Origin of the sequence: Vibrio sp. Vb339, assembly GCF_902751245.1 — a bacterium.
In the GTDB taxonomy this organism is placed as follows: Bacteria; Pseudomonadota; Gammaproteobacteria; order Enterobacterales; family Vibrionaceae; genus Vibrio; species Vibrio coralliirubri.
Map to the genome: position 1 here is coordinate 67,567 of NZ_CADDIS010000005.1, position 20,855 is coordinate 88,421.

At 45.0% G+C, this 20,855-nt stretch carries 17 protein-coding genes; 6 read left to right on the plus strand and 11 right to left on the minus strand.

Annotation, left to right across the window (positions count from 1 at the left end; genetic code table 11):
* Window positions 1-15 precede the first annotated feature (15 nt).
* Window positions 16-495: a type 3 dihydrofolate reductase gene (gene folA / locus HRQ85_RS19705; protein ID WP_172380432.1), complete on the plus strand. Its 480-nt coding sequence runs from the start codon at window positions 16-18 to the stop codon at window positions 493-495.
* A gap of 143 nt (window positions 496-638) precedes the next feature.
* Here folA and HRQ85_RS19710 read toward each other — a convergent pair whose 3' ends face one another.
* The 6 genes from HRQ85_RS19710 to lptD form a co-directional block, all read right to left on the minus strand.
* Window positions 639-1,442, minus strand: a complete 804-nt coding sequence (locus HRQ85_RS19710) for a symmetrical bis(5'-nucleosyl)-tetraphosphatase (protein ID WP_172380433.1) — start codon at window positions 1,440-1,442, stop codon at window positions 639-641.
* A 29-nt stretch (window positions 1,443-1,471) separates the two neighbouring features.
* The gene (apaG, locus tag HRQ85_RS19715) at window positions 1,472-1,852 is read right to left on the minus strand and encodes a Co2+/Mg2+ efflux protein ApaG (protein WP_004735899.1); all 381 of its coding nucleotides are present in this window, start codon (window positions 1,850-1,852) and stop codon (window positions 1,472-1,474) included.
* Window positions 1,853-1,940: 88 nt separating this feature from the next.
* On the minus strand, window positions 1,941-2,756 hold the full coding sequence (gene rsmA, locus HRQ85_RS19720) for a 16S rRNA (adenine(1518)-N(6)/adenine(1519)-N(6))-dimethyltransferase RsmA (RefSeq protein WP_017062942.1): 816 nt from the start codon (window positions 2,754-2,756) through the stop codon (window positions 1,941-1,943).
* Window positions 2,753-3,745: a 4-hydroxythreonine-4-phosphate dehydrogenase PdxA gene (pdxA, locus tag HRQ85_RS19725; RefSeq protein WP_172380434.1), complete on the minus strand. Its 993-nt coding sequence runs from the start codon at window positions 3,743-3,745 to the stop codon at window positions 2,753-2,755. The genes rsmA and pdxA overlap by 4 nt, the downstream gene beginning before the upstream one ends.
* The gene (gene surA / locus HRQ85_RS19730; protein ID WP_172380435.1) at window positions 3,732-5,030 is read right to left on the minus strand and encodes a peptidylprolyl isomerase SurA; all 1,299 of its coding nucleotides are present in this window, start codon (window positions 5,028-5,030) and stop codon (window positions 3,732-3,734) included. The genes pdxA and surA overlap by 14 nt, the downstream gene beginning before the upstream one ends.
* A gap of 42 nt (window positions 5,031-5,072) precedes the next feature.
* Window positions 5,073-7,406 carry an LPS assembly protein LptD gene (gene lptD / locus HRQ85_RS19735; protein ID WP_172380436.1) on the minus strand — a complete coding sequence of 778 codons (2,334 nt, stop codon included), beginning with the start codon at window positions 7,404-7,406 and terminating at the stop codon, window positions 5,073-5,075.
* Between the two features lie 149 nt (window positions 7,407-7,555).
* On the opposite strand from lptD, the gene djlA reads away from it, so the two are divergent.
* On the plus strand, window positions 7,556-8,410 hold the full coding sequence (djlA, locus tag HRQ85_RS19740) for a co-chaperone DjlA (protein WP_172380437.1): 855 nt from the start codon (window positions 7,556-7,558) through the stop codon (window positions 8,408-8,410).
* 57 nt (window positions 8,411-8,467) lie between these two features.
* Entirely contained in the window at window positions 8,468-9,013 is a 546-nt protein-coding gene (locus HRQ85_RS19745) for a DUF924 family protein (RefSeq protein WP_172380438.1), read from the plus strand.
* Between the two features lie 212 nt (window positions 9,014-9,225).
* Here HRQ85_RS19745 and HRQ85_RS19750 read toward each other — a convergent pair whose 3' ends face one another.
* The 5 genes from HRQ85_RS19750 to leuA form a co-directional block, all read right to left on the minus strand.
* Window positions 9,226-10,008, minus strand: a complete 783-nt coding sequence (locus HRQ85_RS19750) for a DUF547 domain-containing protein (protein WP_172380439.1) — start codon at window positions 10,006-10,008, stop codon at window positions 9,226-9,228.
* A gap of 156 nt (window positions 10,009-10,164) precedes the next feature.
* On the minus strand, window positions 10,165-10,767 hold the full coding sequence (leuD, locus tag HRQ85_RS19755) for a 3-isopropylmalate dehydratase small subunit (protein WP_017061388.1): 603 nt from the start codon (window positions 10,765-10,767) through the stop codon (window positions 10,165-10,167).
* A gap of 14 nt (window positions 10,768-10,781) precedes the next feature.
* Window positions 10,782-12,194 (minus strand): 3-isopropylmalate dehydratase large subunit, encoded by a 1,413-nt coding sequence (gene leuC / locus HRQ85_RS19760; protein ID WP_172380440.1) that lies wholly within the window; start codon window positions 12,192-12,194, stop codon window positions 10,782-10,784.
* Between the two features lie 117 nt (window positions 12,195-12,311).
* Window positions 12,312-13,403 carry a 3-isopropylmalate dehydrogenase gene (gene leuB / locus HRQ85_RS19765; RefSeq protein ID WP_050635016.1) on the minus strand — a complete coding sequence of 364 codons (1,092 nt, stop codon included), beginning with the start codon at window positions 13,401-13,403 and terminating at the stop codon, window positions 12,312-12,314.
* A 97-nt stretch (window positions 13,404-13,500) separates the two neighbouring features.
* Window positions 13,501-15,048 carry a 2-isopropylmalate synthase gene (leuA, locus tag HRQ85_RS19770; protein ID WP_048614879.1) on the minus strand — a complete coding sequence of 516 codons (1,548 nt, stop codon included), beginning with the start codon at window positions 15,046-15,048 and terminating at the stop codon, window positions 13,501-13,503.
* 568 nt (window positions 15,049-15,616) lie between these two features.
* Between leuA and HRQ85_RS19775 the strand changes: the two genes are divergently transcribed.
* From HRQ85_RS19775 to HRQ85_RS19785, 3 genes are read left to right on the plus strand one after another with little or no spacing between them, the layout of a single operon-like run.
* Window positions 15,617-16,276, plus strand: a complete 660-nt coding sequence (locus HRQ85_RS19775) for a TetR/AcrR family transcriptional regulator (protein ID WP_172380441.1) — start codon at window positions 15,617-15,619, stop codon at window positions 16,274-16,276.
* The gene (locus HRQ85_RS19780; RefSeq protein ID WP_050654179.1) at window positions 16,276-17,613 is read left to right on the plus strand and encodes an efflux RND transporter periplasmic adaptor subunit; all 1,338 of its coding nucleotides are present in this window, start codon (window positions 16,276-16,278) and stop codon (window positions 17,611-17,613) included. Before HRQ85_RS19775 ends, HRQ85_RS19780 begins: the two co-directional genes overlap by 1 nt.
* Entirely contained in the window at window positions 17,610-20,717 is a 3,108-nt protein-coding gene (locus HRQ85_RS19785) for an efflux RND transporter permease subunit (protein ID WP_172380442.1), read from the plus strand. Before HRQ85_RS19780 ends, HRQ85_RS19785 begins: the two co-directional genes overlap by 4 nt.
* The last annotated feature ends 138 nt before the right edge of the window (window positions 20,718-20,855 follow it).

Genomic DNA, 20,855 nt, shown 5'->3' on the forward strand with positions numbered 1-20,855 from the left:
CAGGACTTTCGATTTATGATCATCAGCATGATAGCGGCAATGGCGAACAACCGTGTAATTGGTAAAGACAATCAGATGCCTTGGCATTTGCCTGCGGATTTCGCATGGTTTAAACGCTCGACTATGGGTAAACCCGTCGTGATGGGACGTAAGACCTATGACTCAATTGGTCGCCCTTTGCCGGGTCGGTTGAATGTCGTAATCAGCCGTGATGAGAGTTTAAAGATTGAAGGTGTAACGACGGTTACTTCGATTGAACAGGCATTAGAGCTGCTCAGTGATGTTGAAGAAGTGATGATCATTGGTGGCGGCTCTATTTATGAGAGCTGCTTACCTAAAGCGGACAAGTTGTATCTGACTTACATCGATTTCGCCGTCGATGGAGATACACAATTTCCTGACTGGGGTGAAGGTTGGAAGCAGAGCTTTAACGAGAGTTATCAAGCTGACGAGAAAAACAAACACAACATGGAGTTTGTGATTCTCGAACGTTAACTGTGGTTATCAAATAGCTAGTCTCTGAAAAATGCTTGCGTTACTGCACCAGTAGCGCAAGCTTCTCGTGTCTCGTGTCTCGTGTCTCGTGTCTCGTGTCTCGTGTCTCGTGTCTCGTGTCTCGTGTCTCGTGTCTCGTATTTTTATAGCGCTTTCTGAGTGAAAAACTGTTTGTCTTCCCAGCGAAGAATCGTCAACTCTCCCCCCCAAACGCATCCAGTATCGAGTCCAATCACGTCTTTTCCGTTATAGCCTTCAAGCGCAGCCCAGTGTCCAAAAACAACGGTTTTATCGAGCTTTATACGTTGCGGAAGGTCAAACCACGGCACTAATGGTTCATCGGTAATTTCATTCGGTGGTAGCTTACATGCCATGTCGAGTCGGCCATCTTCAAAACAGAAACGCATTCTTGTCAGGCTATTGATCGCATAGCGATAGCGCTCAATATCATGTAAATCCTGATGCCATAAATCAGGTGCGTTGCTGTACATGTTTTCGATTAGCCATTGCCATTTATCGGACTTTAACAAGGATACGATCTCTCGATTTTCAACACGTGCTCTTTCTAGGTTCCACTGCGGCGAGATACCCGCATGGCACATCACGAACTCTGGGTGTTCTTGAAGCAAAGGCTGTTGTCTTAACCATTCGAGTAGCAGTTCACGATCTTCAGCATCAAGAATCGCTTGAGTCTTATCTTTTGGTTTCGCTGGAAATAGCCCTAAGGAGACCGCCAGAAGGTGTAAGTCGTGGTTGCCTAATACAACCTTAGCTGCGTCACCAAGGCTACGAATAAAGCGTAGTGTCTCCAATGACTTAGGGCCTCGAGCAACTAAGTCTCCGGCGACCCATAAAGTATCTTGGTGTTTATTAAAGTTGATGGTTTCAAGCAGTAATTGAAGTTCGTCGAAGCACCCTTGGATGTCTCCGACAATATAATTCGACACAATAATTTCCTGTAGATACGGATGTACGGCTAATTAAGAATATTAGGGATCGCGAGTCTGAATGGATCAACTTCAGTTATGAAGTCGATGCCTTTGTTATCGGTCATCACATAGTGACCTTGCATAACGCCAACAGGGGTTTCGATGACAGTACCACTCGTGTAAGTGTATTCGTCGTTGGCTTCAATCACGGGTTGTTGGCCAACCACACCATCACCCTCAATGGTGAGTTGCTTGCCGTTGGAGTCGGTAATTAACCAGCGGCGAGACATAAGCTGCACCGTTGTTTTACTTAGGTTTTTGATGGTAATAATGTAGGCGAAGACGTAACGATTCTTCGTTGGCTCAGATTGTTCTTCTATGTACTTAGAGTGAACCTGGCATTTGATACAAGGCGTAGATATATCCATATTCGCACCTTTTGTTGTTGATATACTTAATGTAATTAAAGTATTACATAAAAAAGGCTCCTAACCGAAGTGTAGGAGCCTTTTTTATTTATTTGTCAGCGTTGTGACTGTCGTACAACCAGTTTGCCATGTCGACAAACTGCTCGAGCGTTAAGTTCTCAGGACGCATGCTTGGGTTGATACCTAGCTCTTCAAGCACTTCCTTATCGATTAAGCTCTTGTAGCAGTTACGAACTGTTTTACGACGCTGGTTAAAGCCTTCACGACATACGCGGTCAAGCCATTTCAGATCTTTTGCCGGGTAAGGTAGCACTTCGTATGGCTGTAGGCGAACGACTGCTGAGTCTACTTTCGGTGGCGGAACGAAGGCCGTTGGTGGCACTTCTAGCACTGGCGTCACTTTACAGTAGTATTGAGCCATTACAGTAAGGCGGCCGTAAGCTTTGCTACCAGGGCCCGCTGCTAGACGGTTAACCACTTCTTTTTGAAGCATAAAGTGCATGTCTTGCACGTCTTTATGGAATTCAAAAAGGTGGAACATCAATGGTGTAGAGATGTTGTATGGCAAGTTACCAAAGATGCGTAGCTTATTGTTCGGCTTAACCAGTTCTTGGAAGTCGAACTTCATCGCATCACCTTCACGGATCGTTAGCTTGTCCGCAAGATCTGGATGGTTACGAAGACGTTCTGCAAGGTCTCTATCCAATTCGATAACGGTAAATTTATCGACAAGCTTACCCACAGGCTCAGTAATTGCGCCTAGACCAGGGCCGATCTCTACCAAGTTTTGACCTGGTAGTGGGTTAATGCTCGATACGATGCCATCAATAATGTATGGATCGTTAAGGAAGTTTTGACCAAAACGTTTACGCGCTTTGTGCCCTAAGTGGACATCATTTCTCATTGCTTTTTCTCTACTAATTCAATGGCGTGCGTGAGCGCTGTTCTAAAGCTCCCTGTATCGGCTTGGCCTTTCCCTGCCAAGTCTAAGGCGGTACCGTGGTCGACTGATGTGCGAATAAACGGTAAGCCAAGCGTGATGTTCACTGAGCGACCAAACCCTTTGTATTTCAATACCGGGAGTACTTGGTCGTGATACATACCTAAAACAGCATCTGCATCTTGCAAATATTTTTCATTAAAGATGGTATCTGCTGGCAATGGGCCAACTAAATTGATGCCATCTTTTTGGCGAATTTTTTCTAGCGTTGGGGTGATGGTTTCAATCTCTTCACGCCCTAAACAACCATCTTCACCAGCATGTGGATTCAAGCCACATACGTAGATAGTTGGTTCCTCAATAGCAAATTTCTCAACCAAATCTTTATTCAGAATAGCAATAATTTGCTCTAATCTGTCTTCGGTCACTGCTTGAGATACATAAGCTAGTGGGATGTGCGTTGTTACTAGCGCAACACGCAGCCCTTCAGTTGCCAACATCATCACCACCAGTGGCGTATTGGACTTCTCTGCAAAGAACTCGGTATGGCCGCTAAAAGCAACGCCAGCTCGGTTAATTACACCCTTGTGAACGGGGCCGGTGACAATAGCATCAAATTCATCATTCATACAGCCAATTGCTGCGGTTTCTAAAGTATTTAATACGTAATGACCATTAGCCTCATTGAGTTGACCTGCAACTGCCGCTTCAGCAAGTGGAACGTGCTTCACTACCAGTGTACCAGCGCGTTGCGGTTGCTTAGCTGCGTTTGCGTCGTAATCTAGCAGATCGACTTCGATACCAAGAATTTTAGCTCGCTCGGATAGCAGTGTTTTATCAGCACAAACCACGAGTTGATGATGCCAACTTTCTTGAGATAGAGCCAGAGTTAAATCTGGACCTATACCTGCTGGTTCACCTGCGGTTATGACAATACGTTTAGTTGCTGTCATCTTGGTCGTCCTCAACCATTTCAACAAAGGCGCTTGCTCTTACTTCTTGTAGCCAAGCACCAGCTTCTTCGTTGAACTTACGGTTAAATAGAATTTGGTAAGCCTTGTTTTTCAAAGCTGAATCAGTACGGTCTACTTCGCGACGATCTAGTACTTCAACAATGTGCCAACCGTGTACGGTTTTGAATGGCGCACTGATCTTACCTTCAGGTAGCGTTTCTACTTGGTGTTTGAACTCTGGTACATACAAATCTGGTGTTTGGTAGCCTAGCTCGCCGTCTTGAACTGCTGAGCCTGGGTCTTGGCTGTATTGCTGAGCAAGGTCACCGAAGCTCGCTTCACCAGCGTTAACACGACGTGTGATCTCTTCAAGTTGCTCTTTGGCGCCATCATCACTTAGGATCACTGTAGGCTTAATCAAAATATGACGTGCATTCACCTCAGTTACCGCAACAGTTTCTAAGCCTTTCACATCTTCAATTTTTAGGATATGGAAACCAACGCCACTTCGGAAAGGTCCGATGATGCTGCCCTTGTTCTGCATTTTGATCTGGTCAGCAAAAATGGTTGGCATCTCTTCTTTACGCATCCAACCCCAATCACCACCTTGCAGTGCTTTAGGACCCTTAGAGTAAGTATACGCCATGGTGCTGAAATCTTTGCCTGAGTTCAGTTCCTCGACTAGTTCAGTCGTTTGAGCTTCTAACTCTTCTTTGGTTTGGTCATCATTAAAGCGCAACTGAATGTGGCCAATTTTATATTGAACGGTCGCGTTAGTCTCTTGCGCTAAGATATCCGCTAGGTTATCGACTTCTGCAGGTAGTATATTGATACGACGACGAACTAAGGCATTACGTGCTTCACTTGCCGCAATCTCTTTTCTTACTTGCTCACGAAACGCATTGTAGCTAAGGCCTTCTTCCGCAACCGATGCGGTAAGTTGTTCAACCGTTTGGTTGTTGTCTTTCGCGATGCCTTCGATTGCTTGATCAAGTCTAGCATCATCAATACGAACGCCAATACGTTCCGCTTCTTGAGTTTGAATAGTATCGATGATTAATTTTTCTAGTACTTGCTCATTGAGCACATCTTGCGATGGCAATGTTTGACCGCTTTTCTTAGCGTTTGCGCGCAGCGTCTTCATCGAGGCATCGATGTCACTTTGCAAGATAACGCCTTCGTTAACGATAACTTTTACGCTGTCTAGCTCGACTGGCGCTGCAAAGCTTGTTGATAAAGTACAAGTCGCTGCGATAGCAATTAATGTGCGTTTCCACAATGTCATGTGTAATCCTTTAAATTTACTGACGTTTATCAGTAAAGAAAATTAGTTGTTTAAGAAGAATGGTCGACCGTAGCTCAATGAGTTATCAGAGCTGCTATCCCCAACAGCGCCAGAGTCAGAGCCGATATTGGTACCGAAGCCAACAATACCGAAGTTCACACTAAAGTTGTTTTCATATTCAGGTGTGATATTTGGGTCACTAATGTTGTTCGTCAAACGGTTACTATAGGTAAAGCCAATATACCAACAATCCGATCTGTAGTTTAAACGAGCTAACCACTCTAGATCTTCTTGTGTGGTTAAATCATAGAAATATTGAGCACTTGTGCTCCACTTCGGTGAAATTTGGTAGGCACCAAGTAATCCTGCTTGAGAGATACCATCTCTTGTGATGGATGATACGTCAAAATCTACAGTTTCATTTATGTATTCTTCTGTGACATAACGATAGTTAGTTTGTATGTAACCACCAGTGAAGCGGTATTCTAACGTACTGTTTGCAAGCTGCATCGCTGTAGTGTCAATGTCGTATTGCACCCCACCATGGTAAAACAGGTAGTCATCGTAGTTAAAGTCAACTTCTACTGCCCAAGATGAGTAGTTTGAGTTCTTATCAACCTCGTTGGTGTTTAAATTTTGTTTGGTATCTTTGTCGATATAAAAAATTTGGCCAAAAGAAATGTTGAGACGTTCTTTATATTCATCATCAAAGAAACGAGATGATGCGCCATAGCTAACTTGATTAGCTGCTGCAATGAAATCAACACCACTGTATTTACGGCTTCTAAACAGACCATAGTAATCCGTTTGTAACAGAGTAGTATCATAACGGCCAATGTCAGATTGCTCCTCTTCAGGTACATAAAGATACTGAACTTGCGGCTCAAGGGTTTGCGTGTAGCCGCCAACAATAGTGGTATCCCGCTCCAGAATGATACCTGCGTGGCTGCGAAACTCAGGAATGACCCTGCTTACAGACTCTTTTAATCCCTCGTATTCAGAGCCTTCACCAGTATCAACACCATCAAGGTCCTGCTGGTAGTAAGTACCAAGTACTCTAGCTTCTGTCGTCCATGTACCCCAGGTGTTCCCTACAGGAATAGTAATGCCAGGTTCCACGTGAATACGAGTCGCAGATGGTTTGTTTGACGCATCAGTATCGAATACTGAAACATGGCTGATCATGTCGAAGTCTAAGTACTTCATCACTTCAGGAGCATAGTAGTTATACTCTAGCTGTGGCATTAGACGATAAGGTTGGTTGTTTGGAGTCAAAACCTGAAAATCTCGGACAAGCACCGATGCGTCCCAATTTTGAGAACGGTATGTCGCTTGGCCTTCTTGTAATAACTGGCCATCTTCACGGTTACCGATACTGCTTGAGCTAACGTCAGTAAAGTAATCAATATCACTCACTTTTGAATAGTCGACTTCGAATAACCAAGACTGTTGGAATATACCTGAGTGCTCTAGTTGTGCCCCCCAACGGTCGCCTTTCTCTTCGTACTTTTTATCATCAGGCAGGTACTCTGACTTGATACTCCCCGAACCAAAATCGCTCAAATATCTGAATTTACTGTTGAGTTGAGTACCACGCTCTTGCATGTACTTGAAGGTGGTTTCCAAGTCGTAGTTTGGCGCCAAGTTCCAATAAACAGGGATTTCAGCTTCAAAGCCATCGCTTGAACCGTATGACACGGTTGGGTAAAGGAAACCTGTCTTACGGGTATCACCAATCGGAACAGTTAAATAAGGTAGGTAGAAAACAGGTACGCTCTGGATTTCAAAACGTGGGTTATAGAAGGTTGCTTGTTCTTCATTTTGATCGACGTCAATACTTGATGCTCTTAGGCGCCAAGCATTGTCGCCAATCGGACAAGAGGTTATCGAGCCATCTTCAATCTCATAAACCGCTTTACCTGTTTTTGCGATATAAACAGCATCGCCTCGACCGGGCTCGCAAAGGAATTCGTAATCGGTGTTCTCAAGCGTCATTTCATCTGTAGTCAGATTATTGGTCGCTCTGTCTGAGATAGATTTGATTTGACCGTCACTAAAGTTTACGTTGCCTTCAGCTACAACGATATTTTCTTGTTGGTGCAGGGTTACGTTATCGGCAAGGATGGTCTTGTTCCCTTGCGTAACGACTACGTCACCTGAATATATTGCCTTGTCACCATTGATAGCTTCTAAGCGATCTGACTCAACGTGAGCGGGTAGCTGTGTCTCGTTTTCTGCAGCGGGCTCGATCAAGCATTGATCTATAGAGGGCATTTCCTGCACACTACTATCGGTGATTGTTTCAGCTTGAGTTGTCGACACGTATAACGCCGTACTTATAGACGCGGCTAACAAGGTGCGGGAAAAAGATTGCATGAAGTTGAACTATCCTGTGTCACTAGATGAAGGGTTGATCTAGTATCAATCCAATTAATAAAGCATTTTCCTTATGATAAAGGAAATAATAGCATTCAGCATCATCAGACAGCATTACTCAGATAAAATTCATAGATAGAGAACACATAATGCAAATATTTGGCAAAATTTTGGGCGCGTTTTTTGGCTTTTTATTTGGAGGACCACTTGGTTTAGTTTTTGGTCTGTTTTTAGGGCACCAATTCGATAAAGCTCGCCGATTGAACCAATCAGGCTTCAATAGCTCTGGTTTTGGTCGAGGTCCAAGCCAATCCGAAAGACAGAACGAGTTTTTTAAATCCGCTTTTGCGGTTATGGGGCACGTTGCTAAAGCGAAAGGGCAGGTAACGCCAGAAGAGATTCAGCTTGCTTCTACCATGATGGAGCGCATGAATCTGCACGGCGAACAACGCAAAGCGGCGCAAGATGCATTCCGTGACGGCAAAGAGAGCGACTTCCCACTGAGCGACGTACTTGAGCGAGTGAAAATCTCATCGGGTGGTCGTTTTGATCTTCTGCAGTTCTTTCTAGAGCTTCAGGTATCTGCCGCATTTGCGGATGGAAGTTTGCACCCGAGTGAACGTCAAGTTCTGCATAAAATAGCGCAAGGCCTTGGGTTTTCGGCAGAGCAACTAGAACGCCGCTTGCAGATGCAAGAAGCTGCGTTCCGTTTCCAACAACAAGGTGGAAGCTTTGGTGGCCATCAAGGCCATGGGCAATCATCAGGTTGGCAACAGGCTTCACAACAGAACCAGCTAGGCGATGCATACAAGGTTCTAGGTGTGAGTGAAAGTGCTGACGGTAAAGAGGTGAAGAAAGCCTACCGCAAGCTGATGAATGAGCATCACCCAGATAAACTGATGGCGAAGGGCTTACCGCCTGAGATGATGAATGTTGCGAAAGAAAAATCGCAAGAAATTCAGAATGCTTATGATCTTATAAAGAAAGTAAAAGGTTTTAAGTAATTGAACACTAAACCGAGTAATAACAAAGTTACTCGGTTTTTTATTAAAGGGAGTTATATGACGGTAACGTATCAGGATGTTCTAGAGTTTTGGTTCGATGAGTTGACGCCTAAAGATTGGTTTACTGGCGGCGCCGAGATTGACACTTTGATAGAGTCTCGATTTTCTGAATTGCATAAAGCAGCCATTCAAGGCGAGCTATTTGAGTGGCGCCAAACTGCGCAAGGACGATTGGCTGAGATTATCGTGCTTGATCAGTTTTCTCGAAATATTGGTAGAAACAGTCCGACAGCATTTTCTGCTGATCCGATGGCATTGGCTCTAGCCCAAGAGGCGGTAGCGGGTGGTTTTGATCACCAGCTTAACGAGCAACAGAAAAGCTTCCTGTATATGCCTTATATGCACAGTGAATCTTTGTTAGTTCATGAACAAGCTGTGGAGCTCTTTTCTCAAACGGGATTAGAGCATAATCTGGATTTTGAGTTTAAGCACAAGGTTATCATTGAGCGATTTGGTCGCTACCCGCACCGTAATGAGGTGCTAGGGCGAGCTTCGACTCCCGAAGAAATTGAATTCTTGCAGCAACCGGGCTCAAGCTTTTAATTGTAGAAACGCTGCCCAAAGGGTTCGGCTAAAAGCGTTTTACTCTTTGTTGAGGGGGATTGGCTTAGAATGACTAGGCTACTTCCCCCTCGCCGCGATTAAAACGCTTTTATATCGAACGAAATTTAACCGCGAAAGGTCAACACGCCCTAGCGGTTAATAAAAACCTCTCGCCTCTTTTTTTGTTTTAGTGATCAACTTTAGCGTTAGAGCTATTTTGCTTGGTTAAGCGACCAATCGTATTCATAACTGATGTTTTGAGTATTGGTTACTGCTTCAGTTCGATATTGTTCTAAGTGACGAATAAGTTGTTTCTCTGTACCAAAATCCACAGCAAACCATTCGTAAATCGATGATAGTTGAAGCTTATCGTTTTTAACCAGCACGCCTTTGTTACTGCTTACAAACTCAGTTGCAGCTTGCTCTAGCAAGGCTTCAGTATTGTCAGAGGTAAAAGCGTCAGGTTGTAAGTTAGGGCAACCTAGGCTGGCACAGTTCACTGCATAATGCGTACGAGGATCTTGCCAAATCGGTCTTAGGATTCGATGTTCAATGTCGTTGAGTGTCAGTGATTTTCCGTTAACGACTACCACATCATCTCCCCACGGCCCAAAACTAAATAGTCCGCCAAGTTTAGTGATGGATTTGATCGGGTAGGCATCAAGAATCAAATCGACAGTCACGGCGTTGTATAGGTTAACCCAATAGGCATACTGCTCCGTTTTTGAATAGTCGAGCGGATTCACCTGTTCGAGTTGCTTGATGTATTGATTGAGTTTTGTCTTATCGGCAATGTTCACTGCTTTATAGCGAACTAGGGTATTTTGCCCTTGTTTAACTATGTAGTTATCGAGAAATTGCTGCCAATCTTGGTGAGATACCTGTTCTAGATTGGTTTCGTCGCTTTGGTTCCAGTATGGCCAAAGATCGGATTTAGGCGCAGACCAAGCTAAGGTTGAGAAAAGTAGGCTGACAATAAAAAGTAGTTGTTTCATGGCATTCTCCTGATGACTGACTACTAAGACCTTAAGGCTTACCATTTTCTTTCATTGCCCTTCATTTAAATAAACATATGAAGTTAAGTTAAAAGCTTAGCCAAATAAAAAAGGTTGGCACTTGGCCAACCTTTGGATTTATTCAGAAACGTCTCATTATTTTAGGAAGCTAGGAATCTTAGCTTCAAACTCTGAAATCTTATCGGCGTGTTGAAGTGTAAGGCCGATATTATCTAAACCATTCAGTAAGCAGTGACGACGGAACTCATCAATTTCAAACGAGTACTCTTTACCGTTCGCGCTAACTTTCATCGCTTCTAGATCAACCGTAATTTCTGCACCTTCATTCGCTTCAACGAATTGGAATAGCTCATCCACTTCTTGCTCAGTCAATCGAACTGGCACCATTTGGTTGTTGATCGAGTTGCCGTAGAAAATGTCGGCAAAGCTTGGCGCGATCATCACTTGAATACCGTAATCGGCAAGCGCCCACGGTGCGTGTTCACGAGATGAACCACAACCGAAGTTTTCACGAGCTAAAAGAATTGAAGCGCCTTGGTAGCGAGCTTCGTTCATTACAAACTCAGGGTTTGGCTGTTGGCCTGCATCGTCTAGGAAGCGCCAATCGTGGAACAAGTGCTTACCAAAACCGATGCGGTTTACTTTCTGTAGAAACTGCTTTGGAATGATCGCATCAGTATCGATGTTGGCCGTATCTAGAGGAACGACTAATCCGGTGTGTTGTTGAAAACCTGACATGTTAAATCCTCTAATTAAAGTTCACGAATATCGACAAAGTGACCAGCGATAGCGGCTGCGGCTGCCATTGCTGGGCTAACTAGGTGCGTACGACCATCACGGCCTTGGCGACCTTCAAAGTTACGGTTTGATGTAGAAGCACAGCGCTCTTGTGGACCTAGACGGTCATTGTTCATTGCAAGACACATAGAACAGCCTGGTAAACGCCATTCAAAGCCGGCTTCGATGAAGATCTTATCTAGGCCTTCAGCTTCAGCTTGTGCTTTAACTTGCTCTGAACCCGGAACGATAAGCGCTTGAACGTGTTTCGCTACTTGACGACCTTTCGCTACCGCTGCTGCTGCACGCATGTCTTCGATACGAGAGTTAGTACAAGAACCCACGAACACTTTATCGACGTTGTAATCAGATAGAGATTTACCGGCTTCAAGGCCCATGTAAGCCAGCGCTTTTTCTGCAGATGCTTTTTCTACAGGGTCAGCGAAGCTTTCAGGTGCTGGGATTGGTGTGTCTACCGAGATAACCTGACCTGGGTTAGTACCCCAAGTAACTTGTGGTTTGATGTCTGCCGCTTCTAGCGTGACAACGGCATCGAACTCAGCGTCAGCATCGGTTTTCAGTGTGTCCCAGTATTGGATTGCTGCTTCTAAGTCTTGACCTTGTGGAGAGAACTTACGACCTTTGATGTACTCGTATGTCGTTGCATCAGGGGCAATTAAACCCGCTTTCGCACCTAGCTCGATTGCCATGTTACATACCGTCATACGACCTTCCATCGTAAGGTCTGTAATTGCCTCACCACAGAATTCAACCACATAGCCTGTACCGCCAGCAGCCGTTGTTTTACCGATGATTGCGAGCACGATGTCTTTTGCCGTGATGCCTGGAGCAACCTTGCCTTTTACTTCGATCTTCATGGTTTTTGCGCGAGCTTGTTTTAGCGTTTGCGTTGCTAGAACGTGCTCAACTTCTGAAGTACCGATACCGAATGCTAGTGAACCAAATGCACCGTGTGTAGCCGTGTGCGAGTCACCACATACGATGGTCATGCCCGGTAGCGTAATACCTAGCTCAGGGCCCATTACGTGCACAATACCTTGGTATTTGTGGTTTAGGTCGTAAAGCGTGACACCAAACTCTTCACAGTTCTTCGATAGCGTTTCCATTTGGATACGAGCCATTTCGCCAGAAGCGTTGATGTCTTTAGTTTGTGTCGATACGTTGTGATCCATGGTCGCAAAAGTTTTGCCTACTTGGCGAACTTTACGGCCTTTTTCACGCAGACCATCAAAGGCTTGTGGCGACGTTACTTCGTGGACTAAGTGACGATCGATATAAAGAATTGGCGTTTCGCCCTTTGCTGCAACCGCAACGTGAGCGTCATAAACTTTTTCGTATAAGGTTTTTGCTTGCTGGTTTGTCGACATAGCTTTTCTTCCTTGGGAGCATCAGTCCCAGTGTTTGTTTCGAGCCAAGTCATGCGGTTTACGCTGACTTGGCTTGATATTATTCTTATGTACTTGCTTCTAATCGGAGCATTTAGCTTATGAAGCTAAGATGTACTCAGCGATCTTGTCACCCATCTCTGAGGTCGTCAGTGCTTGGTTCTTACCTGCAAGGTCTGCCGTTAGCTCGCCTGCAGAAAGTGCTTTAGATACCGCTGATTCGATGTCTTGTGCTGCCGCTTCTTCGCCTAGGCTGTAACGAAGCATTAGTGCTGCAGAAAGGATTTGCGCGACTGGGTTCGCAATGTTCTTACCGGCGATATCTGGTGCGCTGCCACCTGCTGGTTCGTATAGGCCGAAGTTGCTTTCATTTAAGCTTGCAGACGGAAGCATACCCATAGAGCCTGTGATCATTGCACACTCATCAGAGATGATGTCACCAAAGATGTTTGAACATAGCATTACGTCAAACTGAGATGGGTCTTTGATTAGCTGCATGGTCGCGTTGTCGATGTACATGTGGTTTAGCGTGACATCTGGGTAATCTTTTGCGATCTCTTCAACGACTTCACGCCATAAGATAGAGCTCTGCAGAACGTTTGCTTTGTCGATTGAGTAAACGTTTTTGTTACGTAGACGTGCAGATTCAAACGCAATCTTTGCGATTCGTTCGATCTCGTAACGGTGGTAAACCTCTGTATCAAAAGCTTTCTCAGTTGCGCCTTCGCCTTCACGACCTTTAGGTTGGCCGAAGTAGATGCCGCCTGTTAGTTCACGAACTACAACGATATCGAAGCCGTTACCTGAGATGTCAGCACGCAAAGGAGAGAAAGACTCTAGACCTTTGTGGATTTGTGCAGGACGTAGGTTACAGAACAATTGGAAGTGTTTACGTAGAGGAAGTAGGGCACCACGCTCTGGTTGATCGTTTGGTGGTAGGTGTTCCCACTTAGGTCCGCCAACCGAGCCAAATAGTACTGCGTCAGATTCTTCACAGCCTGTTACTGTCGCTTCTGGAAGTGGACAGCCGTGGTTATCAATTGCGATACCACCAACATCATACTCTTCACGAGAGAAGCTAATCGCGTGCTTCTGTTCAATCGCGTCTAGCACTTTGTGTGCTTGCTGCATTACTTCTGGGCCAATGCCATCACCAGGTAGTACGGCAATCTTGTATGATTTATCAGTCATGTTAATCCTTTAATTCTTGTTACTGAGCTCTTTCGCTCGTTTTAAATTTTGTCCCTAAAGCCAACAACATCGGCTCTAGGGCTCTGTTATTGGGTGTTTAAACGGTTGCGATTCTTTGCTGCTTCATTTCAGCAATGGTGTCTGCGCGTTGAATGCTATTAATAACGTGCAGTAGCGCTTGACCAGAGGCTTCAACGATATCCGTTGAAACGCCCGTACCGTGGTACTTGCGACCTTTATAGTTAGCAATAATATCAGCTTGGCCTAAGCCATCTTCGCCTTCACCTTTCGCGGTAAGGTCGAATTTATCCAATGCAATTTCGTAACCTGTTAAGCGGTAGATACATTGGTATAAAGCATCAACCGGGCCGTTACCGACAGCCGCTTCGCATTTTTCTTCATCACCACATTGCAGCTTGATGCTAGTGGTAGACATAACACTACCAGATTGTACGCTTAGGTAGTTAAGTTTATAGAAGTCATCTTCGTCACGTAGATTTGCGAAGTGCATTAGTGCTTCTAGGTCGTAATCGAACACTTGGCCTTTACGGTCAGCAAGCTTCAAGAAGTCTTCGTACAATGAATCTAGGTTGTACTCATTGTCTTTGTAGCCCATTGCGTCCATGTGGCTCTTAACGGCTGCACGACCACTGCGGCTGGTTAGATTCAAAGCTTTGTTTTTCAAGCCAATAGACTCAGGTGTCATGATCTCGTAAGTGTTCTTGTTCTTAAGCATGCCGTCTTGGTGGATACCTGAAGAGTGGCTGAATGCGTTAGCACCTACGATTGCTTTGTTGTCTTGAATTGGCATGTGGCAAAGCTGGCTAACCAATTTACTGGTACGGTGAATCTCTTTATGATCCAAACCAGTATGAACACCTAATAGCTCTTGACGAGTTTTGATGATCATTGCGATTTCTTCTAAAGAACAGTTACCCGCACGCTCACCAATACCATTGATTGTGCCTTCAATTTGTCGAGCGCCTGCTTGAACGGCAGCAATAGAGTTAGCAACCGACATGCCTAAGTCATCGTGACAGTGAACAGAGATGATCGCTTGATCGATGTTGGGTACACGATCAAATAGCGTTTGGATAATGCCACCAAACTCATTCGGTACTGTGTAGCCTACGGTGTCTGGAATGTTGATGGTTTTTGCGCCAGCGTTAATCGCGGCTTCAACCATACGACATAGGTTGTCGATAGGTGTACGACCGGCATCTTCACAAGAGAATTCAACATCGTCAGTGTAGTTACGCGCATGTTTTACTGCTTTCACTGCCATCTCGACAACATCGTCGTAGCTGCGGCGTAATTTGTCTTGTACGTGAACCGTCGATGTAGAAATGAAGGTATGAATACGGAACTGTTCAGCCACTTTTAGTGCTTCGGCAGCGGCGTCGATATCTTTTGCAACGGCACGAGAAAGCGCACAGATGCGGCTATCTTTAATATTTTTTGCGATGGTTTGTACTGATTCGAAATCGCCTGGCGATGAAACAGGGAAACCCGCTTCAATAACATCTACACCCAGTCGTTCAAGTGCATAAGCGATCTGTAATTTCTCTTTTACCGTAAGGCTTGCTGCCAACGCTTGCTCGCCATCACGTAAGGTCGTGTCAAAAATTATCACTTGATCGTTCATGGGTGCTTCCTTATATCGATAATGAATCGATTGCTATCCAAATTATTATTAAGAATGATGTTCTTTTAAAAGTGCCAGTTACAAAAAAACCCGCTCAGCGCGGGTTTTAATATTTGTGTAGTTCTTGACCCACAACTTACCCGCGCGATTGGTTCACGATAAGGAGAAGTTTCAGCAGTCGAGAAGAAGAAAAAATCATTACACAAATATCCGTAAATAAACTGTTAACACCATATTTACCGCAATTTATTCTGAGCGTCAAACAAGAAAATCCAATATCAGCGTGCATTGGCGACGTTTTGGTTTGGTTTGTGCTGTTTTGTGTTGTTTTATTGGCTAAATCATCTGATTGGTGGTTTTGTATTGGGGGGTTAGTTTATCCTTTGGCTTATGTGTAGGTTAAAACTTTGTAGTAAATCTTTTTGATGGAACGATTCACCAAAAAAATCACAAGCGTGACCAAATTAATTAATCACTTGATTAAATAGTGAGTAATTAATCTTCTACTGTTACGCCTGTTTATCTCTATAATTAATCAGATGATTAATTATAGAGATGGATTTTTTCCATGACGGCACGAAAAGCAGGGCGACCTCAAAAGAACTTAGATGTTCGACAGTTATTAATTGAGCATGCTCGTGATCTGTTTGTCGTTCAGCCATACGACAAGGTCTCGACACGCCTGATTGCTGAGCGTGCGGGTGTGAACATTGCGATGATCCGTTATTACTTTGGCAGTAAGGCCGGGTTGTTTGAAGCGATGCTGCGTGAAACGCTACGACCTATGCAATTGCAGATGCAGAGATTGGTTGAAGAAAGCAGTCATGAGAACTTTCTTGATTTAATGCGGACTTACTACAAAGAGATGGTCAAGGTGCCGAAGTTTCCTCGCTTGATAGCCCAAGTGATGAATATGCCTCCCTCTGAAGTGCAAAGAGAGTTGCTCGAAAAGGTTTTCCTCGATGTTGCAAAGCCAGCCCAAGATGTCATTTTTGAAAAGTTGGTTGAACAAGGCATCTTAAAACAGAACATGGATCCAAAATTGTGCCGTGTTTCGTATGTAAGCTTGATGGTGTTTCCTTTCATCGCTCCGCCGCCTTTATTGGCAATCCATGGGATTGAGATTAATGAAGAATTTCTTAATCGTTTAATCGAACACAACATTCAATTGATGACCGAAGGCTTTATCAACGCACCGAGCCCTTCTGCAGTGCAGGACAAAAGATAATGAAAATAAATAAAAAACTACTCTTCTTTCCAGCACTTGCGGTTGGTGTTATTGGCCTTGTCGCCGCGATTAACTTGAAGCCGGATCTTCCAACCAAACCTGCGGGGGATAGAGCCCGCTTAGTTGATACTGTGAGCCTAGAACAACAACTGATAGCACCGTTAGCGGTTGGCTTTGGCAAAGTGGTGCCGAAAGTCGAATGGAAAGCGATTGCTGAGGTGACAGGACAAATAGTTTATCGACATCCAGATCTTGAAAAAGGCCAGGTGATCCCTGCTGGAACGGTCGTGCTCAAAGTTGATCCATTGGATTATGAATTGAAGCTAATACAGGCAGAGGCGGATCTAAAATCAAGCCAGACCTCATTAGCGAAATTGAATCAAGAAGAAGACAACCTGAATCAGACTCTTAAGATCGAAAAGAATCGTTTGGTGATCAGCAATAAAGAGCTACAGCGTAAACAAGATCTGCGTAAGAAAGGTCTCACTTCTCAGTCTGATGTCGACCTCCAACAACAAAGTGCATTGTCTCAGCAGAAGTTGGTATTAGATATCGCGAACCAAATCGCGTTAATGCCAGATGAAAAACGCGTCGCGGAAGCGGTGATTAAGGTCAACGTATCTAAAGTGAAAGAGGCGCAACGCTCTCTTGATAAGACCACAATCACTTTGCCAAGAGCGATGCGAATTGCTCAGGTTGATATCGAACAAAATCAAGTGGTTAATCTTCAGCAGGAGATGTTTATTGCTCACGGGATTAATGTCATGGAAGTGGAGGCGCAACTTTCTATTCACGATATGCAAACTTTAGCCTCCAGCTTTAACCAGTTTCCTCGCGATGCTGCTGGCATCCCTAATCCTTATGAAGCGCCGATCAAAGCAAGCATTCAACTTAACAGCGGCAACCTGAACCTTAGCTGGCCTGCGAAGGTGGCAAGAATCAGCGAAACGGTTGATGAAAACCAAGCGACGGCGGGGATTATTCTCGAGATCGCTCAAGATTACTCACAATTGCAACCAGACAGCGCAACGCCTTTGGTTAACGGTATGTTTGTCAAAGCTGAGATTGAGGGTGTCGCGAATCTAAGTTGGGTGGTTCCAGAGCGAGCACTGCATGGTGATAAGGTTTACTTGATGGATGACAATCAGCGTCTGCAAGTGATTAATGTTGAAGTGCTTTATCGCAGAGACAATCAAGTGGTTGTGAGTGGTGAGCTACAAGCTGGAGATAAACTGGTTCTCAATGATGTCCTGCCAGCAATCGAAGGCATGTTATTGAGAGAGTCCAACTCTGAAGAGGCTGAGCTTGAGTCTGATACTCAGGAGAGTGCGTCATGATCAAGTTTTTCTCTCGGCACCCAACAGCAGCAAACTTGTTGATGCTTGGGTTGTTGATCTTGGGTATAAGCTCACTATCAACCATCAAACGTGAAACCTTCCCCGCTTACGATCCGCCTTACATTATGGCTGCGATTGTCTATCCCGGCGCCTCTCCACAAGAAGTGGAAGAGAGCTTGTGTGTACGAATGGAAGATGCAGTAGACGGCTTAGCCAACATTGAAGAGACTCAGTGTGAAGCCATCGAAGGCAGCGCTCGTTTAATTCTCAAGTTAAATGAGAAAGCGGATATTGGCCGAATGCTGGTGGACGTGCAAACCCAGATCAACTCGATCAATGATTTCCCAACTGAGATTGAATCGCCTGTTGTTCAAGAGCTAGATTGGAATGAACCGGTTGTTGATATCGCTATCACAGCTGAAACGTCATGGCCGGAACTTAAGGCCTACGCGGAAGATCTTAAGCGTACCATGAAGCTTGATTACGATGTCTCTTTGGTCGAGGTCAGTGGTTTTTCTGATCATCAATATCGAGTGGAACTGGATACCCAAGCCATTCGTCAGTTGGGTTTGAGTGTCGGTGATATCGCGGATCAAATTGGTCGACAGAATGTGAAACTGCCGAGTGGTAACGTTGAAACACCAGACAAAAACTTCCTGATTCGTTTTGACGAGAGACGAATTACACCTGTTGAACTGGAAAGCATCGTGGTTGGATCTGCGCCTAATGGATCGGTGATCCGTTTGAGAGACATAGCCAAAATAACCGACCGCTTTGAGCTTGATGAACAAAAGGTGTTATTTGATGGCAAGCCTTCGGCGCTGCTTAAGATCAGTAAGAACAAAGAAGACGATGCGCTGCGAATCAAAGAGAACGTAACACGATTCGTGGAAGATCAAAGCGCGATTGCTCCTGATGGCGTGACACTACAAATGACCAACGATCTCTCTTCTGTACTTTGGGATCGTCTAACCATGATGGTGAGCAACGGCTGGCAAGGTATTGTGCTGGTGTTCGCAACCATGTGGCTGTTCTTCAGCTTACGTTATTCATTTTGGGTCGCGGCGGGGTTGCCGGTGGCCTTCCTTGGTGGCTTGTTCTTAATGGCCAACCTTGGTTTGTCGATCAACATTATGTCGCTGGTCGGGTTGTTGATGGCAATCGGTATTATGATGGATGACGCCATCGTGATCGCTGAATCGATAGCGTCCCATTTAGACCGAGGGCAGAATGTTGATGATGCGGTGTACAACGGCGTTAAGAAAGTGCTTCCCGGAGTACTGTCTTCTTTCCTAACCACTGTGTGTATTTTCGGTAGCTTATTGTTTCTTGATGGTGAGATGGGCGCGGTGCTTAAGGCCGTTCCTCAAGTCTTGATTTTGGTGCTGTCGTTGAGCTTGATTGAAGCCTTCCTGATTCTACCTAATCACCTATCTCATTCATTACACAAAGAAAAGAATGACAAGCCAGCGCTGCGCTTTAAGGTTGTGTTACTTGAGAAATTCGAGAACTTTCGTAATACCACTTTGATGGACATGGTTGAGAAAGTCGTGACCTTCCGTTATGCCTTTATGGGCGGAGTGATTACGCTGTTGTTGCTTTCAGTAGCCTTGATTGCTGGTGGCGTAGTTAAGTTTCAACCTTTCCCAGAGCTGGATGGCGATATTGCCGAGGCGCGTATTATTCTTCCGCCGGGCGCATCACTGTCTCAAACCGAGAAAGTGGTCGACAAAATCGTCGCGTCTGCTGAGCGTTTGAACAAGCAATGGAGCGAAGAGGTTGAAGAAGGCAATACACTGGTCGAGCATATCACCAGCCAATTCAATGCTAACGCCGATGCCAATGAATCTGGCCCACACTTAGCCACTGTGCGTTTAGACTTACGCGGAGCAGAGAGCCGTAACACAGTTATCGATGATTTCATCAATGCATGGCGAGAGGATATCGGTGAGCTGGCGGACCCTATTTCATTAGTGTTCAAGCAACCGACAATGGGGCCGGGTGGTCGTGCTATTGAAATCCGCGCCAAACACGATGACCTGAGCGCGTTGAAATCTGCTTCTTTGGATATTCAGGAGTATCTTAATCAGTTTGATGGGGTGTATGGCGTGCTTGATGACATGCGCATGGGTAAAGAAGAGATCTTGGTGAAGCTGCGCCCTGGAGCTGAAACCTACAATGTGAATGGGCAGATGATTGCGTCTCAGTTACGAGCGGCTTTCTTTGGGCAAACGGCGGACGAGATTCAAATCGGCGTTGAGAATATTTCGATTGAAGTGCGTCTTGATAAGGAGCAAGCGGGCGACATACAGCAGCTGGCTAACTTCCCAATTATTACCGCAGATGGCAGTCAGATCCCGCTAGCAACGTTGGCGACATTAGATTTCCAACGTAACTACGTACGAATTCAACGTATTGATGGGCTGAGAACCATCAGTATCTTTGGTGATATTGATAATAAGAAAGCGAGTTCATCCGCGATTTTGGCTCAGTTCCAAAAAGATGAAGCCGCCAAACTTATTCAGAAGTACCCGGGTTTACGCTTTGATTTCGAAGGGGAGGCCAAAGATGCGGCTAAGACGGGCGCTTCGATGGGCAAAGGGTTCTTGCTTGGCTTATTCGGTGTGTTTGCGATTCTTAGCTATCAGTTCAGAAGCTACTTAGAACCTGTGGTCGTGATGTTGGCGATTCCACTCGCCTTTATTGGGGTGGTCGTTGGTCACTGGATACTTGGCCACTCTTTGAGTATGCCAAGTATGATGGGTTTTGTGTCGCTTGCCGGTATTGTGGTTAATGATTCCATCTTGTTGGTGCAGTACATTCGTCACCATGTCGATGAGGGAGATAGCGTGCATGACTCGGTGGTGAAAGCCAGTCGTGAGCGTTTCCGAGCGGTATTCTTGACCTCAATGACGACAGCGGCAGGTTTGCTACCGCTATTGACGGAAACCAGCTTACAGGCACAGGTTATCCAGCCATTGGTTATTTCGATCGTATTCGGCATATTTGCCTCGACCTTACTAGTGCTGTTTATGATCCCAGCGGCCTACGCGATATTGGCGGATTTCGGTTTGGTGAAAAAGCACGAGCCATTAGCGCTATAGCCTTTAGCACTTAATTATTTGCGAGCTCTAGTATCATTAGCGAAAGTTATAACCATTAACACGATAGAAGTAGCGTTTGCTTGCTTATATAAAGAAGTGAAAACATAGAAGAATAAAGCGGCCTTGGGTCGCTTTATT